Origin of the sequence: Candidatus Proelusimicrobium excrementi (assembly GCF_937881865.1) — a bacterium.
Classification (GTDB): Bacteria; Elusimicrobiota; Elusimicrobia; order Elusimicrobiales; family Elusimicrobiaceae; genus Proelusimicrobium; species Proelusimicrobium excrementi.
This window is the reverse complement of sequence record NZ_CALGEO010000171.1, coordinates 1-5,451: the sequence shown is the minus strand read 5'-3', so window position 1 is coordinate 5,451 and position 5,451 is coordinate 1. Positions and strand designations below refer to the sequence as shown.

The following is a 5,451-nucleotide window of genomic DNA, read 5'->3' as shown; positions in this document are numbered from 1 at the left end:
AGATACGCCAAAGTATTATTGTTGGAATTTACCTTCGCCACAGCCGCGCCCAAGGCGTAGCTTACGGAACCGGAACCCAAAATGGCTTTAACGTCGGATTCAAGCACCTCGGAAGAAGCTTTAACGTCCAATCCGCCTAAAGAAGTTACTTCCGCATTGTCGCCTATAAAAGCTTTGGTTGAGGAAGAATTGTTAGCCACGGCGACGGACGCGCCGACGCTGGCCATACCCGCCAAGCTTGCGCCGCCGGCCGTAAGATCGGTTTTTATATAGTCATCGGCCGAAATATCCGTCTTGCCGCCGGCGTTGATTTTCGCGTTTGCGCCGACGAAGGCCGAAGTGCCTTTGTCATCCAAAACTTTATCGGTGAAAGCCTCGTTTACGTCAGCTGTAAAGGCTTGCATTTGCTCTGCGGTGGAATCTAAAAGCCCGCCGCGTCCGAAAGTTTCCTTTGTGATATTGGAGTTGGCGGCCAGCTGTTCGTTTACCGCACCCTGCACGCCCTCGGTGGCTTCTTTGGAATCCGCATCCAAGTTTGAACCTATATTGCTGACCAATATTGACCCGTTTGCCGCGCCTATACCGCCTGCCGCGGCCGATACTGCCAAATCGTCAGTTTTCCTAGTGTTTACGCTTTCAATCTTGATATTGCGCCCGGCGTTTACTTCGCTTCCCGCGCCGATGCCGGCAGAGGGTTTGCCGTTAATTGTGGAAACGCCTATACCCGCGCCTACTCCGGCGCCGCCCGCGTCCGAGCCGGCGGCTATTGTAGTATGTATGCGGGAATCGGACTCAGCCGAAACTTCAACATCCTGCAAAGCGGAAGCCTTGGATGAATCCCCGTTAATTACGGTTTCTCCGTTTTCGCTTTCATAGATGTACGCTTCAGCGGAAGAATCTATCGTATTTACCCCTACCGAGGCCGAAATCCCGCCGGAAGCGGCCAAAGCCGCCGTAGGCAGATAAGAAACTATATCCTGTTTGCCCGTCGCTCTTACTTTTAAAGTCCTTGCGGCGTCTACCGTCGAATCCGCGATAAAAGCCTTGGTATTGTTTTTAACATTGCTTACAAGCACGGAACCGCCTATGCCTGCGCTTCCGCCGGCAAGCGCGCCGACGGCTACGGCGAAATCTTCCCCGTCTTTGCGGCCCAGTTCAACAATGTCGGAAGCGACGGCTTCCACATTATCTTCGCTCAAGATTTGTCCTTTTTTAATATAAGCTTCATTTAAATTGTTTAAAGACGCAACGGCCACGTTCCCGGCCAAACCAAGGCTTCCGCCGACTCCGCCGCTAACCAAAATGGCGTTATATCTTTCAAGCGAATCCGTAAGGGCTTTAATATAGCCTTTTGCGGAAAGAGTGGAATTTTCTATACCGGCTTTGGTTATATTGTTAAAAAGAATAGTATCCGATACCGCCCCTACCCCTGCGCCGCCGCCGGCCAAAGAACCGCCGTAAGATTCCGCGTCCGCATTATTTACCGCTTTAACCAATATGTTTTGCCCGCTTAAATCGGTTCCCTGCGGCGCGGCGTTTTGATTGATGTAAGAATTTAAAATTTCCGCTTGGGATGAGTTTTTTATATTGGCTACGTCAACATTTGCCGCAAAGCCGAACCCTCCGCCGGAAAGATTGAACATCCAAGAATTTAAATCGTCATTTACGGAAGAGGTTACGAAAAGCCCTTTGCCGAGTTCGCCGCTTAAAGCGGTTTTGCCGTAAACATCAAGGCGGCTGCCCCCTCTAACGCCTGCATAAGCTTTATCGGAAACATTATTTACGACAACCGTTCCGCCGATGCCCGCGCCGGCGGCTCCGTCCAAAGTGCCGCCGTAGAAGTTAATTTCATTTTCGGATGCAGCTCTAAAACCCGCGCTTCCGCCTGCAGTCATAGAGCTTGCCGTAATATAAGCCTGCGTATCGGTGTCAATATTATTGACGGCTGCGCTGCCGGTTACAGAAGCATACTCAGAGCCCGCACCGCCAGCCGCAGCGGTTTTAAGAGTGTAGCCTAAATCGGATTTAAAATCCGCGTTTCCGCCAACGTCAATCAAGGCTCCGTCTGCGTAGGAATAAACTTTATTTTTTATATTGCTTACCGCGGTGGAAGCCCCTACGGCCGCTTTGCCCGCGCCGCTTATTTCCCCGGCGACGGCCGTCATGTTGGACGTATCTTTTGCAAGGACGGAAAGAGAACCGTCAGAAACGGTCGTCGTTCCGCCTTTTATATATGAAGACGCAGTATTGCCGATTTCGTTTACGGCTACGCTTGCCGCAACGGCCATGCCGTCTTTAGCCGCGCCGACTGTACCCTCGACATTTGTAAGAGTTGAAGAGTTTTGCGCGTCAAGGGAAACGTCTTTTTGCGCCGTAAGGTAAGAATCCTCAAGATAAGCTTTAACAGTATTTGAAATCTCATTAACGCCGGTTGATGAGCCTATGCCGACGGTGCCGGCCACGCCCAAAGCCCCGGCGACGGAAACTATTTTGGAAAAATCGGAACCGGAAAGATTTGCCGCCTTGGTTAAACTTGAAGCGTAAGAGTTAATATTCGAAGCTTTAACGAAGGAGGATACTTCGTTCCCGATATCGTTTACTGTAACGGAGCCGGCCAAAGAACCGCCTTTTGAAGCCGGATTTGCCAAAGAACCGCTTGCGGCGACCGCTATAATTTCCGCCTCGCTGACGGAAGAAATATCCAATTTTCCGCCGCCTGTAACAATCGGTTTTGCGGAAGAATCTTTTGCGACCGCTGTTTGCGTACGCATGGAAACATCGCCGTTATTAATAAAAGCGGAAGCGTCGTTCCTTACAAAGTTGGTGCTGGCCGAACCGGCAAAACCGACGGACGTGCCTTTCCCCAAAACAAGGCTTGCGGCCCCGGCCACGCTGTTTATCCAGCTGTTTTCTTTTGCGGCTATGTTCAAATTTTTGGCGGCTTCTACTTTGGCGGCATTTATATACGCCTTGGCCGCGCCTTCTATATTGTTATAGCTTACGTCGCCGGAAATACCGACGCCGAATTTACCGCCGCCCCCTGCGGCTTCGCTTCCGCCGGAGGCCGCCGCGGCGCCTTCTTCGGGTGAAGCTTCTTTTTTATCATTTTGCAGAACGCCTGCAAGGGAATACGCATAAATATCGCCGCCGTTTTCCGCCGAGATCTCTATATTTTTATCGGATTTAAAGTATCCGCTTTCTGTGCGGGCGGTGGGTTGGGAAGCGTCATAAATATCGCCGATAAAAGCTTGGGTGTTTCTTGTAATATCGCTTATGGACACGGACGTGCCTATGCCGACGTTTTGCGTTTTGACTACGCCGCCGGCTATGTTAAACATATCCATATTGTCTTTGGCGGAAATCAAAGCCTTGTCTTTATCCCCGCCGGCACCTTCCACCTTAACCTTTGCGTCTTTCGCGACAAACGCTTTAGAAGACGTATCCGATTTAAGCCAATCAAAAGCTCCGTCAAAACCGAAAGTTTCGGATTTGCCGCCGGCCTCGGCTATGGATATATTGCGCTGGTCCACATCCGAAGTTACGCTTAAATTATTGGTTTCAACATCCGCGCCGGAAAGTATTTCCGCAGAAGAATTGCTCTCGTAACCTATCTGCTGATAAGAGCCGCCCAGCCCGACTTTGGATTTCGTGCCCACGCCGGTAACGCCCCAAATACCGGCCATATTTAAAGTGGAAACATCAACGCCGGAAGTTACGTTCACGCTTTGCGCGCCGTTTTTATAATCGGCGTTCTTATTTATTTGGGCATTCTTTCCTATATAAGCCTTGGAGGAAGAATTGAAATCCGCTATATTTACAGCACCGGCCAAGCCGAATTCGCCGACTTCTTCACCGTCGTTTGTGGAAAGATCGCTCTTGGCCCAAGTCGTAAAAAATCCGTTTTGAAGCCCGCCGTTTGAGTTTATCTTATTTACTACGTCGCCGACGCCCTCTATTTTATGCCAAGTAATTTCAAAAGGCACGGAAACCGAAGAGGCCACCGTAAGCGGGCCCCTTGCATCAACTGCGGCGCCTTCCGCTATATAAGCCGTGGACGTATTGTTATAGGAAGCTATGCCGACGGAGCCGGCTACGGCGTTTTCCTTCTCGTGCGCGCCGGCCTTGGAATCTACCGACCCGCTGGCCGACTGCCTTATAATCGCGTCGGTTACCGTTGACTTAACATCCAAATCCGCCCCGGATTTTATGGTTCCTCCGGCCTTGGCCGTGGAAGTATTGTTTTGATCGCTGTAAGAAAGGGCGGCAGAAAGCCCGATTTCTACATTGCTTTGATTATTTGTCTGAACATTTTTCTTTTTAAGCCAGCTTGCTATTTTATCATGAGCAAAATGCAAACCTTTTAAAATGGGAGTCATCACGGTAGAACTGCCCGTGCCCGCGCTGGCGGAAGTTTTGTTGCCGGTACTATTTATCCGGGAATTGATTAAAGTCTTCCCGGAGGAAGTTATATCCCCGCCCGCATCAACGCCGTTATGTACGTCCGACTTTGAGTATGTTACGGAAAGGGCGGCGTAGCCGTCGTCAAAAGCCATGCTGGAAGCGGTTACCGACATTTCCTTATCCGTAACGGCCTCAACGGAAACTTCGCTCCCGCTGACTTTGGACCCGGCGTCCAAAACGACGTTATTGTTTACCGTCATTTTGCCGATCGAAAGCGCGCCGTCGCCCGGTATGGGGGTATTGGCTGTGGAAATAGCATAGGAAGAAACATTCAAAGAAGAATCCGTTTTAGCCGATAAGTTTACTTTGCCGCCGGCGTTAATTTCCGCCCCTTCACGCACGTTCAGGTTGGAATAAACGTCGCTTTCCCCATATACTGCGGCTACGGTGGTGCCTATGGCCCTCATGGCTCCGTTGGCCTTGCCCAGGGTTTCAATATTAACATCGCCGGAAGCTTCAATTTTGGATTTTTTGCCGATAATAATTTCAGAATCTACGTCGCTTACTATCGCCCCGCCTAAAAGCGTCGTGTCGCCAAGCTCTCCTATGGTGTGTTCGCCCACCGTCGCGGCGGTGGATTCATCATCAAAAAGGCGCGTATTATCCGCCGTGGAAGTAACGGTTATATTTTTGCCTTTTAAGCTTACCTCCTCGCCCAAAGTTACGGACGCGGAATTGTTCTTTACCATATATCCGTCGGAAAAATCTTTGGCAGTCAAAGTAATGTCTCCGGCGGTTTGGCCCGCCGCGGCGGAAGCGTCTATGGAAGAATTATTTTCCAAAAGAATGTCCTTTGCCGTTAAAGAAACATTGCCGGAAGCCGCCCCCGCTTTTGAGGTTGAAATCTTTTTCCCCTCTTTAAGGGTTATGGAGTTATCCGCCGTCAAATTGTAATCCGCGCCGGAAGAAAGAAAATCTTCTGAAATTACGATATCTTTGGGATCAATAAAAACAGAGCCGCGTTTGCCAAAGTAAGAAGAAGCGTCAAAA

Annotated in this window: 1 protein-coding gene; it reads right to left on the bottom strand. The window is 50.2% G+C overall.

Translation table 11 applies throughout. The features are described 5' to 3' along the window. Positions 1–5,451, bottom strand: a 5,451-nt coding sequence (locus tag ACQY26_RS07540) for a beta strand repeat-containing protein (protein ID WP_428048621.1), incomplete at both ends; no start/stop codon positions are given.